The following is a 25,828-nucleotide window of genomic DNA, read 5'->3' as shown; positions in this document are numbered from 1 at the left end:
CACTGGTTTACATCGTTTACATTCGTGCTGGAGCAGCGCCCGAGCGCTCTGCCGGACCAGTGCAGGACACCGGAGGATGAGACACCAATGACGGACCAGGTCACGGTCAACCCGATCGTGCTGCAGCGCGCCGACCCGTGCGTGCTCCGGCACGAGGGCACCTACTACTTCACCGGCTCGCACCCCCGGTACGACCGCATCGTGCTCCGGCGCGCCGACCGCCTCGAGGACCTGCAGAAGGCCGAGGAGGTGACGATCTGGGAGCGGCACGCCGCCGGCCCGCAGTCGCACCTCATCTGGGCCCCCGAGATCCACCGCGTGCACGACGCCTGGTACGTCTACTACGCCGCCGCCCCCACCGAACAGGGCACCGTGGACGCGCCGAGCGAGAACGAGACGTTCAACCACCGCATCTTCGTGCTGGAGAACACCGCCGACGACCCCTTCGAGGGCGAGTGGATCGAGCGCGGCCAGGTCGACACCGGCTGGGAGTCATTCGCGCTGGACGCCACGAGCTTCACCCGCGACGGCGCGCAGTACCTCGTCTGGGCGCAGCAGGACCTCACGGTGCGCGGCCACTCCAACCTGTACATCGCCCGCATGGCGAACCCGTGGACGCTCGCCACCCCGGCGGTCGAGCTGACGCGTCCGGAGTTCGACTGGGAGACCAAGGGCTTCTGGGTCAACGAGGGCCCGTCCGTCCTCGTGCGGAACGGCCGCGTCTTCCTCACCTACTCCGGCGCCGCCACCGGCATCGACTACGCCATGGGCCTGCTCACCGCGGACGCCGACGCCGACCTCCTCGACCCGGCGTCGTGGACCAAGAGCACCGAGCCCGTGTTCGTCAGCGACCCGTCCGCGGGCCAGTACGGCCCCGGCCACAACTCGTTCACCGAGACGCCCGACGGCGACGCCGTCCTCGTCTACCACGCCCGGACCTACACGGAGATCTCCGGCGACCCGCTGTGGGACCCGAACCGGCACGCCCGCGCCCAGGTGCTGCCCTTCGACGCCGACGGCAACCCCGTGTGGGGCACGCCGGTGCCCGACACCCGCCCCACCCCCACCTCGACCGAGGTCCTCCCCGCTGACGGAGCCTTCTGATGAGCACCACCACCGCGACGCCCGACGGCGCCACCGCCAAGCCCCGGGCGCGCGACTCCCTGAAGAAGCTCGCGTTCTGGAACTTCGGCGGGCTGTTCTTCTTCTACTTCGCCATCTGGCAGCTCGTGATGACGTTCCTCGCGCCCTGGCTCGAGGAGCAGCTCGGGATGTCGTCGGGCAACATCGGCCTGCTCCAGTCGATGATGGCGCTCACGGCCCTCTGCCTGCAGCCGTTCTACGGCTACATCCAGGACCGGCTCGGGTTCCGCAAGAACCTGTTCGCGTTCGTCGTCGTCATGGGCGCGCTCATGGGCCCCTTCTTCGCGTTCGTCTTCCCGGCGATCGTGGACGCCAACCAGGTGCTGGGCGCGCTCGTCGGCGGCGTCTTCCTGTCGCTGGTGCTCAACTCGGGCGTCGGCGTGGTGGAGGCGTTCAACGAGCGCAACTCCCGGGCCAACGGGTTCGAGTACGGGCACGTGCGCCTCTTCGGCTCGCTGGCCGGCGCGACGGCGTCGCTCGTGGGCGGCTTCATCTGGGCGGCCAACCCCGACAACATCTGGTGGGTCGGCACGTTCTCCGCGATCGTCCTCGGGGCGCTGCTGTTCGCGGCCCGCACACCGAAGCCGGACTCCGCGGCGCAGGCCCAGGCGGCCGCCGAGACCCAGGACCGGCCGAAGGTCAGCAAGGACACGCTCAAGCACCTGCTGCGCGACCGCTCGTTCGTCGGCTTCATGGTGCTGATGTTCGGCACGGCCGCGCTCTACGACGTCTTCGACGGGCAGTACGCGATCTACTTCGGCCACCACGTGACCGGCTCGGGCGACCCGCAGGTGCTGTTCTCCCGCGTCGTGTTCGTGCAGATCCTGCTCGAGGCCGCCGTCATGGTGGCGATGCCGTTCATCATCAACAAGATCGGCGCCAAGCGGGGCCTGCAGATCTTCGCCCTCGTCCTCGTGGTCCGCGTGGTGGGCTCGGCGCTCTTCACGTCGACCGAGATGCTCGTCCTGTGGCGCCTGCTGGCCTCGATCGAGATGCCGCTGATGCTGGTCTCGGTGATGAAGTACATCACCCGGATGTTCGACGTCCGGATCTCCGCCACCGCCTACATGGTCGGCTTCAACACGGCCAAGCAGGTCGGCGTCTTCATCTTCTCCTGGGTCTTCGGGCTGTCGTACGACGCGATCGGGTTCTCCTCGTCCTACCTCGTCATGGGGGCCGTGGCCCTGGCCGTCCTCGTCGTGGCGAGCTTCCTGATGCGCAACGACAAGGGGCGCCCCGACCCCGTGGGCCCCGCCGCCGAGCCGGCGGCCCTGCCCGCCTGACCAGGCCCGAGCGCCGCACGGACGGTTGCGCACGTTCTGACCGCTCAGGACGTGCGCGACCGCATGTTCGGCGGGTCTCGTGCGGCGGTGCCAGGGTGGGCGCATGAACGCACCGCTCGTCGTCCGCTCGCTGGCGCTGGGCCTCGCGGCGGGGTCGCGCGCCACGCTCGGCGTCGCCGGCCCGCTGCTCGGCCCGGTGCCCGGGCACCGGCTGCCCACGCACCGCCTCCGTCGCCCGGCCACGCTGCCGCGCCTGCTCGCGGGCCTCGCCGTCGCGGGGGAGCTCGTGGGCGACAAGCTGCCCACCACCCCCAGCCGCCTCGACCCGCCCGGACCGGACGTCCGGGCGGCGAGCGGCGCCGCCGGCGGGCTGCTGCTGGCGCTGCGGCACCACGCGCCGGCGCCGTCGGTCGTGGCGGCGGTGGTCGCCGGGGCCGCGGGCGGCGTCGTCGGGACCGGCGTGGGTGCGGCGTGGCGCGCCGCCGTCGCCCGCCGCCGCTGGCCGGACCTGCCCGCCGCGCTCGCCGAGGACGCCGTCGCCCTCGGCCTCGCCGCTTGGGCGACGCGCGCCTGACCCACCGTCCCCTGGTGCCGACCATGCGGTTGCGCACGTTCTCGCGCCCGAGAACGTGCGCAACCGCATGTTCGGCACGACGGCCGGGGGCTTCATCCGGGAGAGTGGGCGCCATGCAGCCGGCGACGACGGGACAGTCATGGACGCGGTAGGCGGCGTGGTCGGCGCGATCTTCGCGTTCGTGTCGACGGTGGCGATGCTGGCGCTGCTCGCGTGGACGGCGCGGCGGGTGATGGGCGCGCCGGTCGGCTGGGTCCGTGCCGGGCTCGTCTCGCTGGTGGCGATCTCGGCCGCGTCGGCGGCGCTCACCAGCGGGCTGCGCGCGGCGGGCTGGTGGAGCGGCGACGGCACCCTCGAGGTCGAGCCGTGGGTCGCGCTGGTGGGGATCGTCCTCGTCTTCTGCTGGGCGTTCGTGCTGGGCCTGTGCGTGCTGCTCGTGCTGGAGCTGCTCGTGCCCACGGGCACGCTGCCCACCCCGTGGCGCGCCGTCCGGCGGCTGCGGCAGGGGCGCCGCGAGACGCGCCGGTACGCGCAGGTCGTGGCGATCGCCGTCCGGCACGGCCTCGGCGGCGCGTTCGGTCGCAACCGGCGCGACGGCGCCACGACGTCGCGCTCGGACGTCCGCCGTCTCGCCGTCGGGCTGCGCGACACCCTCTCCGACGCGGGCGTGACGTTCGTGAAGTTCGGCCAGATGCTCTCCACCCGGCGCGACCTGCTGCCCGACGCCGTCACTGAGACCCTCGCGACCCTGCAGAGCGACGTGCCGCCGGCGCCGTGGGACCAGGTGGAGGCCGTCGTCGAGCGGTCGCTCGGCCGACCTGTGGCGGAGGTCTTCACGTCCTTCGACCCGCGGCCGCTCGCCTCGGCGTCGGTGGGGCAGGTGCACGCCGCGCGCCTGCTCGACGGGCGCGACGTGGTCGTCAAGGTGCAGCGTCCCGGCGCGCGCGAGCAGGTCGCCGTCGACCTCGCGATCCTCGCCCGGCTCGCCCGCCGTCTCGAGCGCGACACGGCGTGGGGGCGCGGCCTCGGTGTCGTCGCGCTGGCCGACGGCTTCGCCGCGTCGCTGCGCGAGGAGCTCGACTACGCCGTCGAGGCGGAGAACACGCGCGCCCTGCGCACGGCGCTGGACGTCGTGACGTACGACGGCGCGTCGTCCGGGCCGCTCGTCGTGGTGCCGCAGGTGGTCGACGGGCCGTCGAGCGACACGCTGCTGGTGCTGGAGCGGCTCGACGGCACGCCCGTGGGTCAGGCGCAGGAGGAGCTGGAGCGGCTCGACGCAGGCGCCCGCGCCGCGCTCGCCGACCGGCTGCTGCGCGCGGCGCTCGACCAGCTGCTCGTGGCGGGCACGTTCCACGCCGACCTGCACCCGGGCAACGTGCTCGTGCTGGGGGACGGCGGCCTGGGCCTGCTGGACATGGGGTCGGTCGGGCGGCTCGGCGAGCCGGAGCGCATCGCCCTCGGGGCGCTGCTGCTGGCGATCGAGGGCGACGACGCGATCGCGGCCACCGACGCCCTGCTGGAGCTGCTCGACGCGCCGTCCGGCCTGGACGCCCGCCGGCTCGAGCGCGAGGTGGGGCAGCTCGTGCTGCGGTTCCGCGCGGGGGCCGGGGCGGGCGCGGCGTTCGCCGGGCTCGCGCGGCTCGTGACGGCGGCGGGCATGGCCGTGCCGCCGCAGGTGGCCGCCGCGTTCCGCACCTTCGCGTCGCTGGAGGCCACGCTCGACCTGCTGAGCCCCGGCTACGACCTGGTGGCCGGCGCCCGAGAGCACGGCCGTCCGCTGCTGCACCGGCTCGTCACCCCCGAGGCGGTGCGCCGCAAGGCCACGCAGCAGCTGCTCGGCTTCGCGCCCGAGCTGGAGCGGCTGCCCCGCCGCGTGACCCGCCTCGTGCGCGACCTCGAGGAGGGCCGCTTCACCGTCACCGTGCGCGCGTTCTCCGACCCTGCGGACCGTGCCTTCCTGTCCGGCCTGGTCCAGCAGGTCATCATGACGCTCGTGGCCGTGGGTGCCGTCGTCGGCGCGGTGGTGCTGTTCGTCGCCGACGGCGGCCCGATGCTCGCGCCGCAGCTGCCCTGGTTCACGGTGCTCGGCGCCGCGCTGGGCTTCGTCGGCACCGTGCTCGCGGTGCGGGTGCTCGTGACGGCGTTCCGCGGCACCTCGCGGGACCGGTGGTGAAACCTGCGCACAGGAGCATGATCGGCACATGAGATACGCGGAGCACATCTCGGAGCTCGTCGGGCACACCCCGCTCGTCCGGCTCGCCCGTGTCACGGACGGCCTGAGCGCGACGATCCTCGCCAAGGTCGAGTACGTGAACCCCGGCGGGTCGGTCAAGGACCGCATCGCGCTGAAGATGGTCGAGGCGGCGGAGGCGTCGGGCGAGCTGCGGCCCGGCGGCACGATCGTCGAGCCGACGTCCGGCAACACCGGCGTGGGCCTCGCGCTCGTCGCGCAGCGCAAGGGCTACGACTGCGTCTTCGTCTGCCCGGACAAGGTGAGCGAGGACAAGCGGGACGTGCTGCGGGCGTACGGGGCGCGCGTCGTCGTGACGCCGACCGCCGTCCCGCCCGACCACCCCGACTCCTACTACTCGGTCTCGGACCGCCTGGTCACCGAGATCCCCGGCGCCTGGAAGCCGAACCAGTACGCCAACCCGAACGGCCCGCTGTCGCACTACGAGTCCACCGGGCCCGAGGTATGGGCGGACACCGACGGCCGCGTGACGCACTTCGTCGCGGGCGTCGGCACGGGCGGCACCATCACGGGCACCGGCCGCTACCTCAAGGAAGTCTCGGCGGACCGGGCGGACGCCGGCCCCGTGCGCGTCGTCGGCGCCGACCCGGCGGGCTCGGTCTACTCCGGCGGCGACGGCCGGCCGTACCTGGTGGAAGGCGTCGGCGAGGACTTCTGGCCGGGCGCCTACGACCCGACGGTCCCCGACGAGGTCATCGCCGTCACGGACGCCGACTCGTTCGCGATGACGCGCCGGCTCGCGCGCGAGGAGGGCCTGCTCGTGGGCGGCTCGTGCGGGATGGCGGTCGAGGCGGCGCTGCGGCTCGCGCGCCGGCTCGAGGAGGAGGACGCCGCGGCCGCGGCGGACGCCGTGATCGTCGTCCTGCTGCCCGACGGCGGTCGCGGCTACCTGTCGAAGATCTTCTCCGACACGTGGATGCGGTCGTACGGGTTCCTGCCCGACGAGGAGGGCGTCACCGCGGGCGACATCCTGCGGGCGAAGGACGGGCGGCTGCCCGACCTGGTGCACACCCACCCGAGCGAGACGGTGCGCGACGCCATCGAGATCCTGCGCGAGTACGGCGTCTCGCAGATGCCCGTCGTCGGCGCCGAGCCGCCCGTGAAGATCGGCGAGGTCGCCGGGGCCGTGACCGAGCGGGCGCTGCTCGACGCCGTCTTCTCCGGCCGCGCCTCCCTCGCCGACCGCGTCGACGCGCACATGCAGCCCCGGCTGCCGCTCATCGGTGCCGGGGAGGGCGTGGAGGCCGTGCGCGCCGCGCTCACCGACGCCGACGCGCTGCTCGTCGTCGAGGACGGCGACCCCGTCGGCGTCCTCACCCGCCACGACCTGCTCGGGTTCGTCGCGGGCCGGTGACGGCGCTCGTGCGTACCCTGGCGAGGTGAGCACCGAGCACCCGGACTGGACCCGCACCGGCTTCTCGACCCGCGCCATCCACGCGGGCCAGGACCCGGACCCGACGACCGGCGCCGTCGTGCCGCCGATCCACCAGGTCTCCACGTACAAGCAGGACGGCGTGGGCGGCCTGCGCGGCGGGTACGAGTACTCCCGCTCGGCCAACCCGACGCGCACCGCGCTCGAGGAGGCGCTGGCCGCGGCGGAGCAGGGGGAGCGCGGCTTCGCGTTCTCCTCCGGCCTGGCGGCGGAGGACACCCTGCTGCGCGCGGTGCTGCGCCCGGGCGACCACGTGATCGTGCCCGACGACGCGTACGGCGGCACGTACCGCCTGATCGCGCGGGTCTTCGGGCCGTGGGGGATCGCCCACACGCCCGTCGACCTGTCGGACGTCGAGGCGGTCCGCGCGGCCGTCCGTCCCGAGACCAGGGTGGTCTGGGTCGAGACGCCCACCAACCCGCTGCTCGGCATCAGCGACGTCGCGGCGCTCGCGGCGGTGGCGCACGACGCCGGCGCCCTGCTCGTCGTGGACAACACCTTCGCCACCCCGTACCTCCAGCAGCCGCTCGCGCTCGGCGCCGACGTCGTCGTGCACTCGACGACCAAGTACGTCGGCGGGCACAGCGACGTCGTCGGGGGAGCCCTCGTCGTCGCGGCGGGCGCGGTGCTGCCGGGCGGGCTCGAGTCGCCCGCGGGCGGCACGGACGTGGCGGGCGCCGTCGGCTTCCACCAGAACTCGTCGGGCGCCGTCGCGGGACCGTTCGACGCCTGGCTCACGCTGCGCGGCCTCAAGACGCTCGCCGTGCGCATGGACCGCCACCAGGACAACGCGGCGGCCGTGGCGGAGTTCCTCGCCGGGCACCCGGCCGTGACCGAGGTGCTCTACCCGGGCCTCGCGTCGCACCTGGGCCACGACGTCGCCGCCCGCCAGATGCGCGGGTTCGGCGGCATGGTGTCGTTCCGGGCGGGCAGCGAGGCCAAGGCCCTCGACGTGTGCGCGCGCACGCAGGTGTTCACGCTGGCCGAGTCGCTGGGCGGGGTGGAGTCGCTGGTCGAGCACCCGGGGCGCATGACGCACGGCTCGGTGGCGGGCACGACGCTCGAGGTGCCCGACGACCTCGTGCGGCTGTCCGTCGGGATCGAGGACGTCGAGGACCTCGTCGCCGACCTGGAGCAGGCGCTCGCCTGAGCCGCCCGGCTCCCGGGAGGCTCAGCCGCGCACGACGGTGACGGGGCAGGGCGCGAAGTCGAGCACCTGCCGGCTGACCGACCCCAGCAGCAGCCGGTCGAAACCGCCCAGGCCGCGCGCCCCGACGACGAGCCGCTCGGCGCCCTGCGCCGCGGCCACGAGCTGCTTGGCGGCCTGGCCGTGCACCACCCGGCGCTTCAGTCGCTCGGGCGGCAGCGTCACGCCGGCCGCCCGCACCGCCTCGGCGAGCGAGTCGGCCGCGAACTTCTCGTAGTCGTCGACGGGCGGCGCCCAGCCCCACGACCCCGGTAGCGGGGCCAGCGTCGTGATCTGCCACGCGAAGACGGCGTCGATCGACGCCCCCGTGCGGCCCGCGACCTCGCACGCGTGCCGCAGCGCGGCGACGCTCGGGGCCGACGTGTCGACGCCGACGACGATGCGCGGCGTCGGCTCGACGGGCACGTCGTCCGCGCCGTCGGGGTTCCCGTGCCGCACCACCGTGACCGGCACGACGGCGTGCTCCACGACCGTCGTCGACACCGAGCCCAGGACGGCCCGGCCGAGGCGACCCCGCCGGCGTCGGCCGAGGACCAGCATGTCGGCGTCCGCGCCGAGCTCGAGCAGCCGGTCGGCCGCCGGGCCCGGCAGCGCCGTGACCGTCCCCTCGACGTCGACGCCCGTGCGGGCGCGGGCCGCGTCGAGCAGCCCCTGGGCCTCCTCGCGGACCGGGGCGAGCGCGGCCTCGTGCGCGGCCGCGTCGGCGCCCTTCCCGGCGCCCGCGGCGACCATGACCAGCGTGAGGGGCACGGCGGCCGCGGCGGCCTCCCGCAGCGCCCAGTCCAGCGCCTCGTCCGACTCGACCGAACCGTTGACCCCGACCACGATGCCGCGCATCGGCCACCCCGACTCTCTCGTCGTGCGTCCGCCGCCCGCCACGACCTGGGGGACGGCCCTGGTGTGCAGCATAGGTCGGGCGTCGTCGCCCGTCAGGGCGAGGTCACGCGACGTCGATCACGCGCCGCCGTCAGCACGACGCCGGCCCGACAGGAGGGCGTCGACGGGCCGGGTCACGACCTCCACCCGGTCGACGAGGTCCGCGGGGCCGGTGACCACGAGGGCGCGGTCGGCCGCCGCCACGTACACGGCGGTGGTCTCGCGGGCCGTGACGCGCACGCAGTCCGCGTCGTCGCCGTCCACGGCGAACGTGCCCGTCGTCAGCGGGGCCTCGTCGACCTCGGCGACCAGGGCGCGCATGGCGCTGCGGTAGTCCTGGAACGAGTCGGCGAAGTCCGACCCGTCCCGCTCGCTCTCCCCGCCGGCCGCCTGGTCGTGGGGCGCGTCGGGCTCGTCGATCGGCGCCGGCTCGACCGGCGCGGCGATGTCGGCGTGCAGGGGTGCGGCGAGCGCGCCGCTGCACGCGGCGCGGACCACGTCCTCGACGTCGTCGTCGGGCACCCGGGTGCGCAGGGTCTCGACCTCCAGCGCCTCGCCCGTGAACGACCGGTAGGCGCGCACGAACCGCTCGCACGTGGGGTCGTCGGAGTCGGCGTGCCCGGTGAGGGACTGGTCCTCCAGGTCGAGGCCCCAGGTCAACGGGTCGTGCACCTCTCCGAGGACGCCGGAGAACCGCGCCAGTCTCGCGTCGTCCCCGTTCCAGGCGCGATCTCCCGCGTGGTGGCCCGCGTCGTGACCCGCCCCGCCCGTGGCTCCCGGCTGCTGCTCGATCTCGTCCATCGGTACCCCCTGGGTGGAACCTCTGCGGCGACCTCCGCGGCGGCGACCGCCTTTCCCCGAGCCTGGACCGCCCCGCCCGCGGCTGGCAATCCGGCGCGCCGTCACGCCCCTGGCGAACATGGGCTTACCGAGGGGTGTCGGCGAGTTGGGAGCGCATAGAGTCGTAGCGGTCAGGCTGTAGCCGTCAATCCGACGGGGTGCAGGTAACGCCGCTCGTGAGGGAGCAGCACATGTTCGAGAGATTCACCGACCGAGCCCGTCGGGTGGTCGTCCTTGCTCAGGAAGAGGCAAGGATGCTCAACCACAACTACATCGGCACCGAGCACATCCTGCTCGGACTCATCCACGAGGGTGAGGGCGTCGCCGCGAAGGCCCTGGAGTCGCTGGGGATCTCGCTCGACGGCGTCCGCACCCAGGTCACCGAGATCATCGGCGAGGGCCAGCAGGCCCCGAGCGGGCACATCCCGTTCACGCCGCGCGCCAAGAAGGTGCTGGAGCTGTCGCTCCGCGAGGCGCTGCAGCTCGGGCACAACTACATCGGCACCGAGCACATCCTGCTCGGCCTCATCCGCGAGGGTGAGGGCGTCGCCGCCCAGGTGCTCACCAAGATGGGCGCCGACCTGAACAAGGTGCGCCAGCAGGTCATCCAGCTGCTGAGCGGCTACCAGGGCAAGGAGCCCGTGGCCGCCGGTGGCCCGCAGGAGGGGCAGCCGTCCGGCTCCGCCGTCCTCGACCAGTTCGGCCGCAACCTCACCCAGGCCGCGCGCGAGGGCAAGCTCGACCCGGTCATCGGCCGTTCGACGGAGATCGAGCGCGTCATGCAGGTGCTGAGCCGCCGCACCAAGAACAACCCGGTGCTGATCGGCGAGCCGGGCGTCGGCAAGACGGCCGTCGTCGAGGGCCTCGCCCAGGACATCGTGCGCGGCGACGTGCCGGAGACGCTGAAGGACAAGCAGCTCTACACGCTGGACCTCGGCGCCCTGGTCGCCGGTTCCCGCTACCGCGGTGACTTCGAGGAGCGCCTCAAGAAGGTGCTCAAGGAGATCCGCACCCGCGGCGACATCATCCTGTTCATCGACGAGATCCACACCCTCGTCGGGGCGGGTGCCGCCGAGGGCGCGATCGACGCGGCGAGCATCCTCAAGCCGATGCTGGCCCGCGGCGAGCTGCAGACCATCGGCGCGACCACGCTCGACGAGTACCGCAAGTACGTCGAGAAGGACCCGGCCCTGGAGCGCCGCTTCCAGCCGATCCAGGTCAACGAGCCGTCGCTCGAGCACGCCATCGAGATCCTCAAGGGCCTGCGCGACCGCTACGAGGCGCACCACCGCGTGTCCATCACGGACTCCGCGCTGGTCTCCGCCGCGCAGCTCGCCGACCGGTACATCAACGACCGGTACCTGCCGGACAAGGCGATCGACCTGATCGACGAGGCGGGCGCGCGCCTGCGCATCCGTCGCATGACGGCGCCGCCGGAGCTCAAGGCCCTGGACGAGGAGATCGCCGAGGCCCGCCGCGACAAGGAGTCGGCGATCGACGAGCAGGACTTCGAGAAGGCCGCCGGGCTGCGGGACAAGGAGAAGCAGCTCACCGCCCAGCGCGCCGACAAGGAGAAGGCCTGGAAGTCGGGCGACCTCGACTCCGTCGCGGAGGTCGACGACGAGCTCATCGCCGAGGTGCTGGCGATGTCGACCGGCATCCCGGTCGTCAAGCTCACCGAGGAGGAGTCCAGCAAGCTCCTGCACATGGAGGACGAGCTGCACAAGCGGGTCGTCGGCCAGGACACGGCCATCAAGGCGCTGTCCCAGGCGATCCGTCGCACGCGTGCGGGGCTCAAGGACCCGAAGCGCCCCGGTGGCTCGTTCATCTTCGCCGGCCCCACGGGCGTCGGGAAGACGGAGCTGGCCAAGGCGCTCGCCGAGTTCCTCTTCGGCGACGAGGACGCGCTGATCCAGCTCGACATGTCCGAGTTCTCGGAGAAGCACACCGTGTCGCGGCTGTTCGGCTCGCCGCCCGGGTACGTCGGCTACGACGAGGGCGGTCAGCTCACGGAGAAGGTGCGGCGCAAGCCGTTCTCGGTGGTCCTGTTCGACGAGGTCGAGAAGGCCCACGCGGACATCTTCAACTCGCTGCTGCAGGTGCTCGAGGACGGTCGCCTGACCGACTCGCAGGGCCGGGTGGTCGATTTCAAGAACACCGTGATCATCATGACCACCAACCTCGGCACGCGGGACATCGCCAAGGGCGTCCAGACCGGCTTCAACGCCGGCGGCGACCTGGTGACCTCCTACGAGCGCATGAAGGCGAAGGTCAACGAGGAGCTCAAGCAGCACTTCCGGCCGGAGTTCCTCAACCGCGTCGACGACGTGGTGGTCTTCCCGCAGCTCTCGCAGGACGAGATCATCGAGATCGTCGACCTGGAGATCGCCAAGCTGGACAAGCGTCTGCGCGACCGGGACATGGCCATCGAGCTCACGCCCGCCGCGAAGAACCTGCTGGCGGAGAAGGGCTACGACCCGGTGCTCGGCGCCCGTCCGCTGAAGCGAGCCATCCAGCGGGAGATCGAGGACACGCTGTCCGAGAAGATCCTGTTCGGCGAGCTCAAGGCCGGCGACCTCGTGCTGGTCGACGGCGAGGGCGAGGGCATCCTCGGGGAGTTCACCTTCCGCGGGGTCCCCAAGAGCGAGCACGAGCGCGGGCCGGTCACGGTCGGCGCGGCGGCGGCGCTCGACGCCCCCACCGGCGTCTCGGTGCACGACCTGCCCCCGACCGGGCAGATGCAGGCCGGCGCGGAGTGACGCGCTGAGCCCACCGACCTGACGGTCGACGACGAAGGCCTCGGACCCCCTCACAGGGTCCGGGGCCTTTGTCGTGCCTCCGCGACTTGTCAGAGTCACGTGGGGGTATAGCGCCGCGTGGCTCTGACACGTCGTCGGCCTTCGGAGCTGTCAGAGCCAGGTCGGGGTATAGCCCGGGCTGACTCTGACAAGAGGGGTGCGGGATGAGGCAGCGCGGTCCCGCATCGTGAGACTTTCCGGCGAACTCTCGCGCGGGGCTTGCGCGGCGCCTACCTTCCCCGCCATGCACGCCGACACGAACGGACTCCGGTCCCCGGGCACCCGCGCCGCGGGGGCCGCCGTGCCGTGCGCCCGCCGGGGCTGTCCGCCCTGTCGCCGCTGTCGCCGCTGACCCGACGCACGCCGTCGCGCCGGCCTCCCCGGCAGCAGAACCCGCTCGAGACCACCGCCCCGTCCGCCGTCGCGCGGCCGGGTGACGTGGCGTACCCCCGCACGCCCCGAGAGGACCCCGTCATGCCCCGAACCATCGCCCTCCACCGCGCCCGCGGCGCCCGACGGGCGGCCGTCGTCGCCGTCGGCGTCGTCGGACTGCTCGGCACCGCCGGCTGCGTCGCCGACGCGGCCGCCGACAGCGCCGGCGGCACGCTCGCCGCCTCCGACCCGCTGCCCTCCGCCGTCCCCGAGGGCACGACGCTCGTCGTCGGCGACCCGACCACCGAGGTGGCGCTCGAGCTGGCCGGCGACGAGATCGAGCACGACCTCGACTTCGACCTGGAGTGGGCCAACCTGTCCGGCGGGCCGCAGACCATCGAGGCGTTCCGGGCGGAGTCCCTCGACGTCGGAGCGGTGGCCGAGATCCCGCCCATCCACGCGACGTGGACGGGCGTGCCGGTGTCGATCGTCGCGACGCAGTACCGGGAGAACTGGCAGGAGGCGCCGATCTACGAGCTCGCCGGACGGCCCGGCGTCACGCTCGGTTCGCTCGACGACCTCGCGGGCAAGCGCATCGCGTTCAGCCCGGGACAGGCGCAGGGCGCGCTGGTGCTCAAGGCGCTGGCCGCGGCCGGCCTCACGCAGGACGACGTCGAGCTGGTCGAGCTGCCCAGCACCGGCGACGTGTACTCGACCGCGCTGGCGGCCGGCGAGGTCGACGTCGCGCCGCTGGGCGGCACCCAGTTGTTCCGGTACCTCACGAAGTACGAGGCCGACGGCGCGCAGTCGGTCAAGCACGGCCTGCGCGACGACGCCGGCCACCTCTATGCACCGAAGGCCGTGCTCGAGGACCCCGCCAAGGCCGCCGCGATCGACGAGTACGTCGAGGTGTGGGCGAAGGCGAAGGTGTGGATCGCGGAGCACCCCGAGGAGTGGAAGCAGGGCTACTACGTCGAGCATGAGGGACTGACGGAGGAGGACGCCCAGTACCTCACCGACCACGCGGCCGTCCTCGACATCCCGGCCGATCTCACCGAGGGCATCGCCCGCACGCAGGACACGATCGACCTGCTCGCGAAGGAGCTGGACGAGGAGCCGCTCGACGCCGGCGACCTCTTCGACGAGCGGTTCGTCGCCGCGCAGACCGCCGGCGTCGAGGCGCAGCGCGCAGCGGAGGACGACCGATGACCGCCCTCGGCACCGTCACCCGGGCGGGCACCGCGCCCCGCGGCCGCACCGTGACGAGACCGGCCGGCGGGCCGCCCGACGGCCGGCCGGGAGCGCGGCCGGACGTCCGCCCCGCGGGTCGGCGGCTCGGCCTCGGCCGGCCGATCCCCGCGGCCGGGCTGCTCGGCGTCGTCGTCCTCGTCGGCGTGTGGGTGGCCGGGTCGGCCACCGGCCTCGTCGACCAGCGGGTGCTCAGCGCCCCGTGGACCGTCGTCACGACGGCCGGCGAGCTGATCGCGAAGGGCGACCTCCAGGAGAACCTGGGCGTCTCGCTGACACGCGCGGCCCTCGGCCTGGCGTGGGGCGTCGCGGCCGGCGTCGTGCTGGCGCTCGCCTCCGGCCTCAGCCGGGTGGGCGACGCGCTGCTCGACGGCCCGATCCAGGTCAAGCGCGCCATCCCGAACCTCGCGCTGCTGCCGCTGCTCATCCTGTGGTTCGGCATCGGCGAGCCGATGAAGGTCATCACCATCGCGCTCGGGGTGTTCATCCCGATCTACGTGCACACCCACAACGGGCTGCGCTCCATCGACTCCAGGTACGTCGAGCTGGCCGAGACGGTGCGCCTGAGCCGGTCGCAGTTCGTGCGCCGCGTGGTGCTGCCGGGCGCGCTGCCCGGCTTCCTGCTCGGGCTGCGGTTCGCCGTCACCGGGTCCCTGCTGTCGCTCGTCGTCGTCGAGCAGGTCAACGCCACCGCGGGCGTCGGCTACATGATGGAGCTCGCCCGCACCTACGGCCAGACCGAGGTCATCATCGTCGGCCTCGTCGTGTACGGCGTGCTCGGCTTCAGCGCCGACGCCGCCGTCCGGCTGCTGCAGAGGAGGGCGCTCGCATGGCGACGCACGCTGGAGGACTGACCGCCGCGCCCACCGCGACCGGCACGGACGTCGTCGCCGAGGCGCCTGCTGTCGCCGTGCACGGCCTGGTGCGCGCGTACGGCGAGGACCGGGTGCTCGACGACCTCGACCTGGAGCTCGCGACGGGGGAGTTCGTCGCGATCCTGGGCCGCAGCGGCTCGGGCAAGTCGACGCTGCTGCGGGCGCTCGCGGGACTGGACCACGGCGTCGCAGGGGCGGGCGAGGTGCGCGTGCCCGACCAGGTGTCCGTCGTGTTCCAGGACTCCCGGCTGCTGCCGTGGGCGCGGGTGCTGGACAACGTGGTGCTGGGCCTGGACGGCGTCGGCCGACGCGACGCCCGCGACGCCGGGCGGGCCGCGCTCGCCGAGGTCGGCCTCGCCGGCCGGGAGCGGGCGTGGCCGAACGAGCTGTCCGGCGGCGAGCAGCAGCGCGTGTCGCTGGCCCGCTCGCTCGTCCGCTCGCCCCAGCTGCTCCTGGCCGACGAGCCGTTCGGCGCCCTCGACGCCCTCACCCGCATCCGCATGCACGAGCTCCTGCGCGACCTGTACGACCGGCACCGGCCCGCGGTGCTGCTCGTGACGCACGACGTCGACGAGGCGATCGTGCTCGCCGACCGCGTCGTCGTCCTCGACCACGGCCGCATCGCCGTCGAACGACGCATCGACCTCGGGGAGCGGCGCGACGCCGCCGACCCGCGGTTCGCCGCCATCCGCACCGAGCTGCTCGACGCCCTCGGCGTCGAGCGGAAGGACGTGACCGCATGACCCGCACCGCCGGCCGCGACGGCCACCGCCCAGGACCCTTCCACCTCAACGCGTTCCTCATGAGCACCGGCCACCACGAGGCGTCGTGGCGGCTGCCGGAGAGCTCCCCGGACCACACGTCGACGAACATCGCCTACCTGCAGCGGCTGGCGCGCACCGCAGAGGAGGGGCTGCTCGACTCCGTCTTCTTCGCCGACGGCCCCGGCCTGCGCAGCGACGTCGGGCGCCGCCCCGCCGGGTCCCTGGACCCGCTGATCGTGCTCACCGCGCTCGCCGCCGCCACCGAGCGCATCGGGCTCATCGCCACCGCGTCGACCACCTACAACTCGCCGTACAACCTGGCGCGCCGGTTCGCGTCGATCGACATCGTCTCGGGCGGACGCGCCGGGTGGAACGTCGTGACGACGGCGGGACCGGACATCGCGCGCAACTTCGGCCTCGACGACCAGCCCGCGCACGCCGTCCGCTACGAGCGCGCCGCGGAGTTCCTCGACGTCGCCTCCAAGCTCTGGGACTCGTGGGACGACGATGCCGTGCTCGGCGACAAGGAGCGCGGCGTCTGGGCGGACGCGACGAAGATCCACGCGGCCGGGCACGTCGGCCAGCACTTCTCCGTCGCGGGCGCGCTCACCACCCCGCGGACGCCGCAGGCGCGGCCGCTCATCGTGCAGGCCGGGTCGTCCGAGGACGGCAAGGGGCTGGCGGCGCGGTACGCCGAGGCGGTCTTCACCGCGCACCAGACGCTCGACGACGCCCGGGCCTTCTACGCCGACCTCAAGGCCCGGACCGTCGCGGCCGGGCGAGACGCCGACGGGATCAAGATCCTGCCGGGCCTCGTGCCGGTCCTCGGCTCGACGGAGGCGGAGGCCCTGGCGGCCGAGCGCGAGCTCGACGAGCTCATCGTGCCCGAGTACGCGCGCCGGCAGCTCGCCGCGACCCTGCGCGTCGACCCGGAGGACCTGCCGCTGGACCGGCAGCTCCCCGCCGACCTGCCCGACGAGGACGAGATCGAGGGCGCCAAGAGCCGGTACACGCTGATCGTCGAGCTGGCGCGACGCGAGCGGTTGACGGTCCGCGAGCTCATCGGCCGGCTGGGCGGCGGTCGTGGGCACCGCACGCTGGCCGGCACGCCCGAGCAGGTCGCCGACGCCCTCCAGGACTGGTACGACGCGGAGGCCGCGGACGGCTTCAACATCATGCCCGCCGTGCTGCCGCGCGGGCTGGAGGAGTTCACCGCGCACGTCGTGCCGATCCTGCAGGGGCGCGGCCTGTTCCGCACCGCGTACGAGGGCACCACGCTGCGCGAGCACTACGGGCTGGAGCGGCCGGCGAGCCGGTACTCGTCGTCATCGTCGGCGACGTCGCTCGCCGCCGCAGAGCTCGCGACCGCGGGGGTGGGGGCATGAGCGCCGACGTCCTGTGGTACATCCCCAACCAGGTGCGCGCCGGCCACCGCGGCGACGTCGTCACGGCGGACCACAACAGCCTGGACACGCTCACCGAGCAGGCCCGCGCGCTGGAGCAGCACGGCTGGGACGGCGCGCTGCTCGGCACCGGCTGGGGCCGCCCGGACACGTTCACCGTGGCGGTCGCGCTCGCCGCGCGCACCACGACGTTCAACCCGCTGGTCGCGATCCGGCCCGGCTACTGGCAGCCGGCGCACCTGGCGTCGGCGGCCGCGACGCTCGACCATCTCACCGGCGGGCGCGTGCGGATCAACATCGTGTCCGGGCAGGACGGCGTCGAGCAGTACGGCGACGACGTCACCGACCGGGCGGCGCGCTACGAGCGCACCCGCGAGTTCCTGCAGCTCGTGCGCCGGCTGTGGACCCAGGACGACGTGACGTACGACGGCGACCACTACCGGGCCGCCGGAGCCACGCTGCCCCTCAGGCCCGTCGCGCGGCAGGGGCGCGCGCACCCGACGCTCTACTTCGGCGGCGCGTCGCCGGAGGCGGAGGAGGTGGCGGCGGCCGAGGCCGACGTCCAGCTCTTCTGGGGCGAGCCGCTGGACGGCGTGGCGGAGCGGATCGACCGGCTGCGCGCGCTGAGCGAGCGGGTCGGCCGGGAGCACGCGCCGCTGCAGTTCGGGCTGCGCGTCACCACCTTCGTCCGCGACACCACCGACGAGGCCTGGCGCGACGCCGAGGCCAAGGTGGCGCAGCTCGCGGAGGCCGCGGGCCGCCAGGGATGGCACCGCGACGCCGACCATCGTTCCGCGGACCGGCCCGTCGCCGTCGGGCAGCAGCGGCTGCTGGACCTCACCGCCCGCGGCGACGTGCTCGACGAGAACCTCTACACCGCGCCGGCCCGGGCCGGCGGAGGCGGCGCCGGGACCACCTGGCTGGTGGGCTCGCCGTCCGACGTCGCGAAGTCCCTGCGGCGCTACCAGGACCTCGGCGTCACCCACTTCGTGCTGTCCGACACCCCGTACCTGGACGAGATCCGCCGCCAGGGCGAGCAGCTGCTGCCCCTGCTGCGCGACTGACCCGCGCGAGTTGTCAGAGTCAGCACCGACCTGGCTCTGACAACTCTCAGGAGAGGTGGGACAGGGCCGCGTCGGTGAGGTCGGCGACGTCGTCCACCAGCGCGACGGCGCCGGCGTCCTCCAGCTCGCCGGGCGCGGCGTAGCCCCAGGTGACGCCGACGCAGCGGATGCCGTGCTCGGCGGCACCGTGCACGTCGTGCTCGCGGTCGCCGACCATGAGCGCGGGGCCATCGGCGGGGTCGACGGGGGAGGTGCGGCCGAGGGCGGCGAGGGCCGTGGCGATCACGGTGGCCTTGGTCGAGGTGCCCTCGTCGAGCGGCGCGCCGAAGACGCCGTCCACCAGCTCCGTGAGCCCGTACCGGTCGCAGATGGGCTTCGCGTACACCTCGGGCTTCGACGTCGCGACGGCGAGGGTGCAGCCGGCGGCCCGCAGGGCGCGCAGCACCTCGGGGACGCCGTCGAACACCCGGTTGTCGTACATGCCGCCGGCGGCGTACACCTCGCGGTACGCGCGCACCGCCTCGTCCACGCGGTCGGCCGGGACGCCGTGCTCCGGGAACGTGTCGGTGATGGGCGGGCCGACGAACGAGCGCAGCGTGGCCTCGTCCGGCACGGGCAGGCCGAGCGCGCCGTAGGCGTGCCGGATGCCCGCGACGATGCCGGGGGCGGAGTCGGTGAGCGTGCCGTCGAGGTCGAGCAGGACGAGCGGGGAGGGAGAGCGGGTCACCCCGGCAGGGTACGTGGGCGTGCCCGCGCGCCCGCCGGGGCGACCGCTGGTCAGACGGCCCGCGCGTGCGCCACCAGGCGGTCGAACGCGGCGTCGAGGACCGGGTCGACGCGTCGCGCCTCGGGGTGCGCGTCGTGCCAGGCGATCTGCTCGACGGCGGCCTGGTCGTAGGTGATCGCGGTGCCGAACTCGGGCACGAGGGCACGCAGCTTGGCGCAGTCGAAGACCATCGAGTGGGCCTTGTCGCCCAGCAGCCCGGGCCCGACGTCGGGCAGCGCGCGGGCGATCGTCTCGGACGCGACGTGCACGAGCTCGGGTTCGTCGACGCCCGCCGCGGCCGCGAGCCAGCGGTAGACCTGGTCCCACGTCGGGGCGTGCGTGCCCATGATCTGGAACGTGTCGCCCACGGCGGCGGGGTGGCCGAGCAGGCCCACGAACCCGACCGCGAAGTCCTCCGTGTGGGTCAGGGTCCACAGGGAGGTGCCGTCGCCGTGCACGACGACGGGCTTCCCGGCCCGCATCCGCGCGACGTCGGTCCAGCCGCCCGTGGTGGGCAGCAGCGTGCGGTCGTAGGTGTGCGACGGGCGCACGATCGTCGCGGGGAAGCCGTGGTCGCGCCAGGCGCGCACGAGGACGTCCTCGCCCGCGATCTTGTCGCGCGAGTACTGCCAGAACGGGTTGCGCAGCGGCGTCGACTCCGTGACGGGCAGGCGCTCCGGCGGCGTCTGGTACGCCGACGCGGAGGAGATGAACACGTACTGCCCGACCCGCCCGGTGAAGCGCTCGACGTCGTGCGCCACGTGGTCCGGTCGGAACGCGCGGAACTGCGCGACGACGTCGAACTCCCGGCCCGCCAGCGCGACGTCGACGGCGTCGTCGTCGGTCACGTCGGCGACGAGCGTCTCGACCTCCGGGGGCAGCGGGCGGGTCGTCGACGTGCCGCGGTTGAGCACCGTGACCCGGTGCCCGAGGGCGACGGCGCGGGCGACGCTCGCGGCGCTGATCACGCCGGAGCCGCCGATGAACAGGACGTCCTGAGGGGTGCGGATGCTCATGGGCCCATCGTGCTACGCCGACGGCGCCGGGACGCTCAGCCCGGTCGGCAGGACGGTGGGCAGCAGCTCGCGCAGCGCGGCCACACGGGCGGCGTGGGCCGGGCCGGTCATGCGCTCGACGGGCGCGGTGATGCTCACGGCGGCGACGGGCCGGCCGCCGCGGAGCAGCGCGACGGCCACGCACGCGATGCCCGGCTCGTTCTCCTCGAGCTCCGACGCGTACCCGCGCTCGCGCGCGTCGGACACGGCGGCGCGGAGCGTGCCGTCCGCGTCCTGCGGGAGGTCGCCCGGCGCGGCGGCGAGCAGGGCGCGGCCGAGCGCCGTCGTCGCCACCGGGATGCGGCGCCCGACGGCGGACCACACGCGCAGCGGACGCTGCGGCTCGACCTTGTCCAGGTAGACGACCTCCTGCCCGGCGAGGGTGCCGAGGTGCACGAGCTCGTCGACCTCGTCGCGCAGCGCCTCGAGCGCGGGGCGCAGCAGGCCGGGCAGGTTGTCCTCCGCCAGGTATGCGGCGCCGAGGGAGAGCACGGCCGCCCCGAGCGTGTAGGCGCCGTCGGGCCGCTGGTCGGCGTAGCCCCGGTGGCGCAACGCCGCGAGCGTGCGGTGCAGCGTCGACTTGTTGGCGCCCACCTCGGCGGCGAGGTCGGCGAGCGGCAGGCCGCCGGCGCCCGCCCGCGCGAGCGCGTCGAGGGTCAGCAGGGCCTTGTCCACGCTGCCGAGCGGGCTGGGGGGTTGGGTCATCGGGGATGGTCCTCTAGGGTGTTCCGTAGTGAACAACGTGCGTTCACCATAGCGAAACGGAGCCAGGATGTCTTCCCCCTCGACCCCGGCCGGCGACGTCGTCGCCGCGCTCGGCGCCCACCGCCTCGTGCCCGTCGTCGTGGTCGACGGCGCCGACGAGGGCGCGCGCCTCGCCGACGCTCTCGTCACCGGCGGCCTCCCCGTCGCCGAGATCACCCTGCGCACCGCCGGCGGCATCGACGCGATCCGCGCCGTCGCGCAGACCCAGCCCGACGTCGTCGTGGGCGCGGGCACCGTGACCACCGTCGACCAGGTGGACGCCGTCGTCGACGCCGGGGCACGCTACATCGTGTCGCCGGGACTCTCGGCCGCCGTCGTGCGCCGGGCCCAGGAGCACGGCGTGCCGATCCTCCCGGGCGTCGCCACGCCCAGCGAGATCATGGCCGCGCTCGACCTCGGCATCGACGTCGTCAAGCTCTTCCCCGCCTCCGTGGTCGGCGGCCCGGCCGCGATCAAGGCGTTCTCCGCGCCCTTCCCGGGCCTGCGGTTCGTGCCGACCGGCGGCGTGAGCGCCGCCAACCTCGGCGACTACCTCGGCCTCGCCCCCGTGCTCGCCGTCGGCGGGTCGTGGATGGTCGAGAAGTCCCTCGTGACGGCCGGCGACTGGGCCGAGATCACCCGCCGCACCGCCGAGGCCGTCGCCCTCGCCGCCGCCGTCTGAGCCCGCCGCCGAGCCTGCAAGGAGCACCGACACCATGACGAACCCCTCGATCACCACCCGCCCCGCCGCCGAGTGCCGCTACGACGTCGTCGCGCTCGGCGAGGTCATGCTGCGCCTCGACCCGGGCGACCGCCGCGTGCGCACCACGCGCTCGTTCGACGTCTGGGAGGGCGGCGGCGAGTACAACGTGGCCCGCGGCCTGCGCCGCGCGTTCGGCCTGCGCGGCGCGATCGTCACCGCGCTCGCGGACAACGAGGTCGGTCGCCTCGTCGAGGACTTCATGCTCACCGGCGGCCTCGACACCTCGTGGGTGCAGTGGCGCGAGTACGACGGCATCGGCCGCAGCGTGCGCAACGGCCTCAACTTCACGGAGCGCGGCTTCGGCGTGCGCGGCGCGGTCGGCGTCAGCGACCGCGGCAACACGGCGATCGCGCAGATGCAGCCCGACGACGTCGACTGGGACGCCCTGTTCGGCTCCGGCGTGCGCTGGCTGCACACCGGCGGCATCTTCGCCGCCCTGTCCGAGTCGGCCGCCGACGTCGCCGAGGCCGCCATGACCGCGGCCAAGAAGCACGGCACGATCGTGTCCTACGACCTCAACTACCGCCCCTCCCTGTGGAAGGGCATCGGCGGGGTCGAGCGGGCGCGCGAGGTCAACCGCCGCCTGGCGCACCACGTCGACGTGATGATCGGCAACGAGGAGGACTTCACCGCCTCCCTCGGCTTCGAGGTGGAGGGCGTGGACGAGAACCTCACCGACCTCGACACCGGCGCCTTCCGCGCCATGATCGGCACCGCCGCCGAGACGTACCCGAACTTCCAGGTCATCGCGACGACGCTCCGCGGCGTGAAGTCCGCGTCCGTCAACGACTGGGGCGCCATCGCCTGGTCGCGCGCCGAGGGCTTCGTCGAGGCCACGCACCGCGCGGACCTGGAGATCTTCGACCGCGTGGGTGGCGGCGACTCGTTCGCCTCCGGCCTCGCCTACGGGCTCATGGAGCTCGACTCGCTCCAGCAGGCCGTCGAGTACGGCGCCGCGCACGGCGCGCTCGCCATGACCACGCCCGGCGACACGACGACGGCGACGCTCGCCGAGGTCGCCAAGCTGGCCGGCGGCGGCAGCGCGCGCGTCCAGCGCTGATCCTCCCCGCGCATCGAGCGTGCCGACCTGCTCCTCGCACAGCCGGTGTGAGGAGCGGGTCGGCACGCTCGACGTCGTTCGTCAGGGCGCCGGGGGAGCGGTGGACTCGCGGACGACGAGCGCGGTCGCGAGGTTGACCCGGCGGGCCATCGGCGTCTCGCCGCGGGCCAGGTCGAGCAGCAGCCGGGTGGCCGTGGTCGCCATCTCGACCAGGGGCTGGCGCACGGTGGTCAGCGCCGGCGTGGTCCAGTTCGCGAGGGGCAGGTCGTCGTATCCGACGACGGACAGGTCGCGCGGCACGGTCAGGCCGCGCTGCTGCGCGGCACGCAGCAGCCCGATCCCCTGCATGTCCGACCCGGCGAACACGGCGGTGGGGCGCTCGGGAAGATCGAGCAGCTCGCTGCCGCAGCGGTAGCCGGACTCGACCTCGAAGTTGCCCGACCGCACCAGCGCGGGGTCGAAGGCGATCCCCGCCTCCTCGAGCGCGGTGCGGTAGCCGTCCAGGCGGGCGCGGGCGCACAGCATGTTGCCGGGCCCCGAGATGGCGGCGATGCGCCGGTGCCCCAGCTCGATCAGGTGCCGCGTCGCGGCCAGGCCGCCGCTCCAGTTGTCCGACCCGACCGTCGGCACGTCGGGCGGCGGCTCGCCGTCCGTGTCGATGACGACGTACGGGATGCCGCGCGTCGTGAGGCGGGGCCGCTGGGACGCGCTCAGGCTGGCGGCGACGAGCAGCACGCCCAGCGGCGGGCGGGAGAGCGTCGTCTCGAGCCAGGTGGACGGCGGCCGGTGCTGCCCGCCCAGCTCGGACAGGATGACGCTCACCCCGGCGGCCGCGGCGGCGTCCTCCACGCCCCGGATGATCTCCGTGGACCAGGCCGAGCCGACCCGGTGGAAGACGAGGTCCACGAGCCCGGCGCCGACCGGAGGCGTCGCGGCCCGCCGCCGCCGGTAGCGGTGCCGCTCCAGCGCGGCCTCCACGCGGTCGCGGGTCGCGGGCGCGACGTCCGTCCGCCCGTTCAGCACCTTCGACACCGTGGGCGCGGACACGCCCAGCTCACGCGCGATCTCGGCGATCGTCGGCGTCGGGCCCTGCGGGGTGGGGGTGCTCATCGTCCGTCCTGTCGTGGTGCGGCGTCGTGCTCGTGCCGCACGAACTCCCGCAAGTTTCGGCTCGACCGTACACGACGCGGAGGGTGCTTCCGGCGCCGACGGGCGCCGTGATCAGACCGTGATCGGGCGGGTGCTTGACCGTCACCGAATCTGCCCCCTACTCTCGGCGGCAGTTGGAGAACGTTTTCAATGACGAAAGTTTCGGATCGTCGGCGCGAGGTTGCGACCGGCGGACCGCACGACGACGTGACGGCTGGGGGATCCATGGCGCAAGCCGCAGGGACGGTGGTGACCGTCCCACCGATCGACGACGCACCGTCGTCACCACCACCGCGGGACGAGCCGCGGCGGCGGGCGCGCACCACGTGGCGCCAGGCGCTGCGCAAGGACTGGCGGCTCTACACCTTCGTGGCCGTGCCGCTGGTGTGGTTCCTGCTCTTCAAGTACGTGCCGATGGTCGGCAACGTCATCGCCTTCCGCCGGTTCCGTCCCGGCGGCAACCCGCTCGGGGACGAGTGGGTGGGCTTCTACTACTTCGACATGTTCATCCACAACCAGCAGTTCTGGCAGGTGTTCTGGAACACCGTGATCCTCGGCGGCCTCACGCTGCTGGTCACGTTCCCCCTGCCGATCGTGCTGGCGCTCATGCTCAACGAGCTGCGGTCGCGCAAGTTCAAGAAGGCCGTGCAGACGATCTCGTACCTGCCGCACTTCATGTCGATCGTGATCGTGGCGGGCCTGGTGCTGCAGCTCACGTCGGTCAACGGCACCGTGAACCAGATCGTCACGGCCTTCGGTCACGACCCGATCGCGTTCATGCAGGAGCCCGGCTGGTTCCGGACGATCTACGTGAGCTCCGAGGTCTGGCAGACCGTCGGGTGGGGCACGATCCTCTACCTCGCCGCCCTCACGACCGTCGACGACCAGCTCTACGAGGCCGCGCGGATCGACGGCGCCAACCGGTGGCAGCAGACCTGGCACATCACCCTGCCGGGCATCCGTCCCACGATGATGGTGCTGCTCATCCTCAACATCGGCTCCTTCATGGCGGTCGGGTTCGAGAAGGTCCTGCTGCTGCAGAACCCGCTGATCTACACCACGGCCGACGTCATCTCGACCTACCTCTACCGCGTCGGCATCCAGTCCGCGCAGTTCTCCTACGCGACGGCCATCGGTCTCTTCGAGGCGATCATCGGCCTCGCCCTCGTCCTCTCCGCGAACTATGCGTCGCGCCGTCTGGTGGGAGCCTCGCTGTGGTGACCGACACGACCGTCCCCGACATCTCGGCCGTCCGCACGGAGCCGACCACGGTCAAGGACACGGTGGCGTACCGGACGTTCTCGGTGGCGAACGTCGTGGCGCTCCTGATCGTGTGCGCCGTCACGCTGTACCCGTTCGTCAACCTCGTGGCGAAGGCGTTCTCGTCGGAGGGGTTCATCGCCGCGGGCGAGGTCAACCTGCTGCCGCGCGGGTTCAACCTCGAGACGTTCAAGGTCGTCATGGACGACGCGATGTTCTGGATCAACTACAAGAACACCGTCGTCTACACCGTGGTCGGCACGGTCGTCGCGATGGCGCTCACCACGCCGTACGCCTACGCGCTGAGCCGACAGCACCTCAAGGGGCGCAGCTTCTTCATCGGCGTCGCCGTGTTCACGATGTTCTTCAGCGGCGGCCTGATCCCGAACTACATCCTCGTCTCGGACGTGCTGAACATGCGCAACAGCATGTGGGCGATCGTCCTGCCGGGGGCGATCTCCGTGTTCAACCTGCTGGTGATGAAGTCCTTCTTCGAGAACTTCCCCACCGAGCTCGAGGAGGCCGCCGCGATCGACGGTCTGACGACCTACGGGATCTTCGGCCGGATCGTGCTGCCCCTGTCCAAGGCGGTGCTCGCCACCATGACCCTGTTCTACGCCGTGAGTCTGTGGAACTCGTGGTTCAGCGCCTTCCTGTACCTGGACCAGAAGGAGCTCTTCCCGGTCACCGTCTACCTGCGCAACCTCATCGCGTCGGCGTCGAACCCGGCGGCCGGGATGGCGGGCGCGGACACGGTGCAGATCGGCGCCAACATCCAGTCGGTGACGATGCTGCTCACGGTGCTGCCGATCGTCTGCTTCTACCCCTTCATCCAGAGGTACTTCGTGTCCGGCGTGATGCTCGGCTCCGTCAAGGGCTGACGCCACCGGTCCCGCCGGCG

The 25,828-nt window shown here is 73.2% G+C and carries 22 protein-coding genes; 16 read left to right on the top strand and 6 right to left on the bottom strand.

Annotated elements, in window-relative coordinates; genetic code table 11:
* The first annotated feature begins 87 nt into the window (after positions 1 to 87).
* The 6 genes from ACQP60_RS20160 (at position 88) to ACQP60_RS20135 (ending at position 7,833) form a co-directional block, all read left to right on the top strand.
* Positions 88 to 1,104: a glycoside hydrolase family 43 protein gene (locus ACQP60_RS20160; protein WP_429736291.1), complete on the top strand. Its 1,017-nt coding sequence runs from the start codon at positions 88 to 90 to the stop codon at positions 1,102 to 1,104.
* A complete protein-coding gene (locus ACQP60_RS20155) occupies positions 1,104 to 2,426 on the top strand; it encodes an oligosaccharide MFS transporter (RefSeq protein WP_429736289.1) in 1,323 nt (440 codons plus the stop codon). Before ACQP60_RS20160 ends, ACQP60_RS20155 begins: the two co-directional genes overlap by 1 nt.
* 103 nt (positions 2,427 to 2,529) lie before the next feature.
* Positions 2,530 to 3,000 carry a hypothetical protein gene (locus ACQP60_RS20150; RefSeq protein ID WP_429736287.1) on the top strand — a complete coding sequence of 157 codons (471 nt, stop codon included), beginning with the start codon at positions 2,530 to 2,532 and terminating at the stop codon, positions 2,998 to 3,000.
* A 139-nt stretch (positions 3,001 to 3,139) separates the two neighbouring features.
* On the top strand, positions 3,140 to 5,173 hold the full coding sequence (locus ACQP60_RS20145) for an ABC1 kinase family protein (protein ID WP_429736285.1): 2,034 nt from the start codon (positions 3,140 to 3,142) through the stop codon (positions 5,171 to 5,173).
* A 28-nt stretch (positions 5,174 to 5,201) separates the two neighbouring features.
* Positions 5,202 to 6,605, top strand: a complete 1,404-nt coding sequence (locus ACQP60_RS20140; RefSeq protein WP_429736283.1) for a cystathionine beta-synthase — start codon at positions 5,202 to 5,204, stop codon at positions 6,603 to 6,605.
* 25 nt (positions 6,606 to 6,630) lie between these two features.
* Positions 6,631 to 7,833, top strand: a complete 1,203-nt coding sequence (locus tag ACQP60_RS20135) for a cystathionine gamma-synthase (protein ID WP_429736281.1) — start codon at positions 6,631 to 6,633, stop codon at positions 7,831 to 7,833.
* A gap of 21 nt (positions 7,834 to 7,854) precedes the next feature.
* Here ACQP60_RS20135 and ACQP60_RS20130 read toward each other — a convergent pair whose 3' ends face one another.
* Together ACQP60_RS20130 and ACQP60_RS20125 are read right to left on the bottom strand one after the other, a co-directional pair.
* Positions 7,855 to 8,727: a universal stress protein gene (locus tag ACQP60_RS20130; RefSeq protein WP_429736279.1), complete on the bottom strand. Its 873-nt coding sequence runs from the start codon at positions 8,725 to 8,727 to the stop codon at positions 7,855 to 7,857.
* Positions 8,728 to 8,844: 117 nt separating this feature from the next.
* Positions 8,845 to 9,567 carry a hypothetical protein gene (locus ACQP60_RS20125; RefSeq protein WP_429736277.1) on the bottom strand — a complete coding sequence of 241 codons (723 nt, stop codon included), beginning with the start codon at positions 9,565 to 9,567 and terminating at the stop codon, positions 8,845 to 8,847.
* Positions 9,568 to 9,797: 230 nt separating this feature from the next.
* Between ACQP60_RS20125 and ACQP60_RS20120 the strand changes: the two genes are divergently transcribed.
* The 6 genes from ACQP60_RS20120 to ACQP60_RS20095 all read left to right on the top strand — a co-directional run bounded on the left by ACQP60_RS20120 (position 9,798) and on the right by ACQP60_RS20095 (position 18,130).
* Positions 9,798 to 12,365: an ATP-dependent Clp protease ATP-binding subunit gene (locus ACQP60_RS20120; RefSeq protein WP_429736275.1), complete on the top strand. Its 2,568-nt coding sequence runs from the start codon at positions 9,798 to 9,800 to the stop codon at positions 12,363 to 12,365.
* Between the two features lie 513 nt (positions 12,366 to 12,878).
* Positions 12,879 to 13,985: an ABC transporter substrate-binding protein gene (locus ACQP60_RS20115; protein WP_429736273.1), complete on the top strand. Its 1,107-nt coding sequence runs from the start codon at positions 12,879 to 12,881 to the stop codon at positions 13,983 to 13,985.
* Entirely contained in the window at positions 13,982 to 14,878 is an 897-nt protein-coding gene (locus ACQP60_RS20110) for an ABC transporter permease (RefSeq protein WP_429736271.1), read from the top strand. The genes ACQP60_RS20115 and ACQP60_RS20110 overlap by 4 nt, the downstream gene beginning before the upstream one ends.
* The gene (locus ACQP60_RS20105; protein WP_429736269.1) at positions 14,854 to 15,642 is read left to right on the top strand and encodes an ABC transporter ATP-binding protein; all 789 of its coding nucleotides are present in this window, start codon (positions 14,854 to 14,856) and stop codon (positions 15,640 to 15,642) included. The genes ACQP60_RS20110 and ACQP60_RS20105 overlap by 25 nt, the downstream gene beginning before the upstream one ends.
* The gene (locus tag ACQP60_RS20100) at positions 15,639 to 17,048 is read left to right on the top strand and encodes an LLM class flavin-dependent oxidoreductase (RefSeq protein WP_429736267.1); all 1,410 of its coding nucleotides are present in this window, start codon (positions 15,639 to 15,641) and stop codon (positions 17,046 to 17,048) included. The genes ACQP60_RS20105 and ACQP60_RS20100 overlap by 4 nt, the downstream gene beginning before the upstream one ends.
* On the top strand, positions 17,045 to 18,130 hold the full coding sequence (locus ACQP60_RS20095) for an LLM class flavin-dependent oxidoreductase (protein ID WP_429736265.1): 1,086 nt from the start codon (positions 17,045 to 17,047) through the stop codon (positions 18,128 to 18,130). The genes ACQP60_RS20100 and ACQP60_RS20095 overlap by 4 nt, the downstream gene beginning before the upstream one ends.
* 46 nt (positions 18,131 to 18,176) lie before the next feature.
* Here the strand turns inward: ACQP60_RS20095 and ACQP60_RS20090 are convergent, their stop codons facing one another.
* Genes ACQP60_RS20090 through ACQP60_RS20080 form a run of 3 tightly spaced genes read right to left on the bottom strand, consistent with a single transcriptional unit; the run spans position 18,177 to position 20,656 of the window.
* A complete protein-coding gene (locus ACQP60_RS20090; protein WP_429736263.1) occupies positions 18,177 to 18,857 on the bottom strand; it encodes an HAD hydrolase-like protein in 681 nt (226 codons plus the stop codon).
* Between the two features lie 50 nt (positions 18,858 to 18,907).
* Positions 18,908 to 19,912 carry an NAD-dependent epimerase/dehydratase family protein gene (locus ACQP60_RS20085; protein WP_429736261.1) on the bottom strand — a complete coding sequence of 335 codons (1,005 nt, stop codon included), beginning with the start codon at positions 19,910 to 19,912 and terminating at the stop codon, positions 18,908 to 18,910.
* A gap of 12 nt (positions 19,913 to 19,924) precedes the next feature.
* Positions 19,925 to 20,656 carry an IclR family transcriptional regulator gene (locus tag ACQP60_RS20080; protein WP_429736259.1) on the bottom strand — a complete coding sequence of 244 codons (732 nt, stop codon included), beginning with the start codon at positions 20,654 to 20,656 and terminating at the stop codon, positions 19,925 to 19,927.
* 67 nt (positions 20,657 to 20,723) lie between these two features.
* On the opposite strand from ACQP60_RS20080, the gene eda reads away from it, so the two are divergent.
* Together eda and ACQP60_RS20070 are read left to right on the top strand one after the other, a co-directional pair.
* Positions 20,724 to 21,377 carry a bifunctional 4-hydroxy-2-oxoglutarate aldolase/2-dehydro-3-deoxy-phosphogluconate aldolase gene (gene eda / locus ACQP60_RS20075; RefSeq protein ID WP_429736257.1) on the top strand — a complete coding sequence of 218 codons (654 nt, stop codon included), beginning with the start codon at positions 20,724 to 20,726 and terminating at the stop codon, positions 21,375 to 21,377.
* Positions 21,378 to 21,411: 34 nt separating this feature from the next.
* A complete protein-coding gene (locus tag ACQP60_RS20070; protein WP_429736255.1) occupies positions 21,412 to 22,518 on the top strand; it encodes a sugar kinase in 1,107 nt (368 codons plus the stop codon).
* Positions 22,519 to 22,599: 81 nt separating this feature from the next.
* On the opposite strand, the gene ACQP60_RS20065 is transcribed toward ACQP60_RS20070, so the two are convergent.
* Positions 22,600 to 23,628 carry a LacI family DNA-binding transcriptional regulator gene (locus ACQP60_RS20065; RefSeq protein ID WP_429736253.1) on the bottom strand — a complete coding sequence of 343 codons (1,029 nt, stop codon included), beginning with the start codon at positions 23,626 to 23,628 and terminating at the stop codon, positions 22,600 to 22,602.
* 264 nt (positions 23,629 to 23,892) lie between these two features.
* On the opposite strand from ACQP60_RS20065, the gene ACQP60_RS20060 reads away from it, so the two are divergent.
* Entirely contained in the window at positions 23,893 to 24,888 is a 996-nt protein-coding gene (locus tag ACQP60_RS20060) for an ABC transporter permease (RefSeq protein WP_429736251.1), read from the top strand.
* Positions 24,882 to 25,808 (top strand): carbohydrate ABC transporter permease, encoded by a 927-nt coding sequence (locus ACQP60_RS20055; RefSeq protein WP_429736249.1) that lies wholly within the window; start codon positions 24,882 to 24,884, stop codon positions 25,806 to 25,808. Before ACQP60_RS20060 ends, ACQP60_RS20055 begins: the two co-directional genes overlap by 7 nt.
* Positions 25,809 to 25,828 lie beyond the last annotated feature (20 nt).

It is taken from the genome of Isoptericola variabilis, from assembly GCF_050311655.1.
Classification (GTDB): domain Bacteria; phylum Actinomycetota; class Actinomycetes; order Actinomycetales; family Cellulomonadaceae; genus Isoptericola; species Isoptericola variabilis.
The sequence above is the reverse complement of the archived record's forward strand: the minus strand, read 5'-3'. Positions and strand labels throughout refer to the sequence as shown.